At 36.3% G+C, this 3,304-nt stretch carries 1 protein-coding gene; it reads right to left on the bottom strand.

Annotated elements, in window-relative coordinates; translation table 11 throughout:
• Positions 1-3,188 (bottom strand): helicase-exonuclease AddAB subunit AddA (gene addA / locus M3005_RS05710; protein ID WP_293794482.1); only part of this gene is annotated, 3,188 nt, incomplete at its 3' end.
• Positions 3,189-3,304: the final 116 nt, after the last annotated feature.

The following is a 3,304-nucleotide window of genomic DNA, read 5'->3' as shown; positions in this document are numbered from 1 at the left end:
GGTTCTTCCACTGATTGCATGAACTTAGGTGTGGCTAACTTCGCATTGGTGTGACGGCTTTTAACTTTACGGTCTTGATAATCTTGGTAATTATCCAATTGAACATTATCAGGATCTTCAAATAATCGTTTAATTTCAGAAACCGATTGATAAGCAGTCGTATGAGTCGCTACTTGATTAGGATATTGGAATGATAGAACTTGATTAATATCATCAACATTGACGTCTGTGATATTAGTTCTCTTGGCTTTATCAGCAATTTGATGTAACCATTTTTGACTAGTATCACTATCTCCGGTCACATGTTTTTGGGATAAATCATTCGCATTCACAAATTCAACATCAAAAGCTGTTTGGTCATCATTCAATCCTTGGTATGCAACATCATCCCCAAATTGATTACGGAAGTTGGGGTGGCGAACTAATGCTGGTCCAATCCAATCAATATAGCTCTTAGCGCCACTTCTTAATGCTGGATCGATTAATAGTTCATTCCCGCTATTAGCCTTATTCCAGGCATCAATCACCTTATTACGTTCATTTTGTTGCTTAGTGGCACCAACGATAAATAGTTGTTGTTCCGCACGAGTTAACGCTACATATAGCTTTCTCATTTCTTCAGCTAACAATCCACGATTTTCAATTGAGTTTACCACTTGGCGTTGCAATGTTGGCTGCTTGATTCTAGTTTCTGGGTCAGTATAGGTAATTCCCAATCCTAAACGATCATTTAAGACATAGTCTTTCTTAGTATCTTGACGGTTAAAGTTGTGAGATGCGTCCATCAAGAAGACGACTGGAAATTCTAGTCCCTTACTACCATGAATCGTCATTACGGATACTGCGTTATCATTATCATCTGCATTTGCTTCATCTAAATCTTCGTTACGTTCTTGCATTCGACGAACGAATCGAACAAATTGGAATAATCCTTTAAAACTAGTTTGTTCATAATCATAAGCACGTTCATACAAAGCATGTAAGTTGGCTTGTCTTTGTTTTCCAGCAGGCATCCCACCAACATAATCTAAGAATCCAGTGGTTTCATAAATATCCCAAATTAGTTCCACGATTGGTTGTTGTTGGGCAACATCCTTGAAGTGTTTCAATTGTTCCATAAAGGTCTTAATTCTATCGAATACTTGATTACCAAATTCACTATGTTCCATGTTTTCATAATTTTGATAGAAATTAAGAATGGCATTGTAGTAGTCACCAGTTTTAGCATTAATTCTTAAGTAAGCTAATTGGTTTTCATTTAGCCCCACCATTGGTGAACGTAGCACCGCTACTAATGGAATATCTTGGTATGGATTATCAATAATAGATAACATTGCCATCATAATTTGAATTTCAGTCGTTTTAAAGTAGCTTTGCGCACCACTAATTAAGACTGGAATGTCATATGAGCCAAAGATATCGGATAATACTAAGTTGTTATTACGAGTCGATGAAATAATCGCAATATCAGAATAACGAACTGGACGCATTTTACCTTCTCCACGGTCAAAGACCGGCATTTCTTTTTGCATTAATTCATTAATCTTTTGCGCAATCATTTCAATTTGACCATGGGCACTGTCTTGTACTTGGAATTGTTCATCAACTGCTGCTTCTTCTTCATCCTTGCTTTCATACATCATAACGGAAACATTTGATTCCAATTCATCAGGGTACTTGGCACCAGCTTTTAGTTTGGCATCTCCGATATAGTCAATTTCACCGACATTTTTATCCATCGTTTGGGTGAAAACTAAGTTAATGAAATCATCAATATTTTCAGCAGAACGGAAGTTATCAGGTAACACAATCGTGTGTTCATTGACGTCGTCTTCCATACGGCTAATAAACATTGATGGATCAGCTAAACGGAAACGATAGATTGATTGCTTCACATCCCCCACCATAAACATATTACTGTGTTCTGGTTTTGCTAAAGTAGTCAAAATGGCATCTTGTAAACGGTTATTATCTTGATATTCATCAATCATAATTTCGTTATATTGTGCTTGGAAGTTCTCTCTAACCGCCTTAGACTTGTCTCCCATTCCAGCTAAGATGGTGTAGGCATAATGTTCCACATCAATAAATTCAAGGCAATGGCGTTTTAATTTGGCAGTCTGGAAGCTATCGCTAAAAGCCAACACTACTGTAACTAATTTTTCAATTAAACGTTTGGAAGCAGCCATAATCGCTAAGTTTTCTTCTTCACTTTGTGCAAAGTAATTATTAACGACTTTTTTAATGCCTTCCTTAGCGTCATTACGAATACCTTTGATTCGGTCATGAAGATCTCTTTCGATATCTTCTGCTTGTTTACTAACACTTGGGAAACGGTCAAATTTCAAATCATTTAGTGATTGTCTAGAATCATCAAAAGGTTGTTCAGCCACTAATTGCATTGCGCCATTCACCTTTTCAATGTCAACTTGTAAAGCAGCGATTTCTTTATCCATCAAATTATCTTCAGCAATTTTTTTCGCTGACTCTAATGATAATTTTTGTTGTTGGATATCATTTTGAATAAATGGTAATAGTTGCTTTTGATAAAAATCAGAGCTAACTAAATCAGCATCTTTAATATCATAAATATCCACCGTACTTTTTAGCCAAGCGACTGGGTCTTGGTTAACATTAGCATAATCGTAAATTTTAAAAACTAAATCGGTTAATCCATCATCAGAACGGTCGTTAGAAAAGTTATCAGTTAATTGAGCAAACGAACCATCCTTATCATCAGCATATAAATCTTCACGAACCGCATCCCATACTTGTTCTTTTAACATTTGGCTTTCGGTTTGATCAGCTAGCAATCTAAAATTAGGGTCTAAATCAATAATGTAATAATAATTTTGTACAATTTTTTGACAGAATGAATCCATGGTAGAAATATCGGCCACCGGTAGTCTTCTTAATTGGCGGACTAAAAATGCTTTTTCTTCATTATTCTTAGCATCGCGGAGCTTTTCACGTAGTGCCTTTTGGATTCTGTCACGCATTTCTTTTGCAGCAGCCTTGGTAAAAGTCACAATCAACATTTCATCAATGTTAACCCCGTCAACAATTAACTTGTTGATAACACGGTCAACTAAGACTCTCGTTTTACCTGAACCGGCAGATGCGGAAACTAAGACGTTGCGGTCAAAATGGCCAGTAACGGCTTCTTTTTGTGGTTTTGTATATTCCATTATTTATCCTCCCCTCTTAAATTACGTAGTACGTCTTCTAACTTGTAGTTTGGTACTTCGCGATAATTGTTTTCATTTAGCAATGGATCAAACTGCATGATTGATTTGTATGGTGT

The organism is Apilactobacillus sp., from assembly GCF_025290035.1.
Classification (GTDB): domain Bacteria; phylum Bacillota; class Bacilli; order Lactobacillales; family Lactobacillaceae; genus Apilactobacillus.
This window is presented reverse-complemented; position numbering and strand designations above follow the sequence as displayed.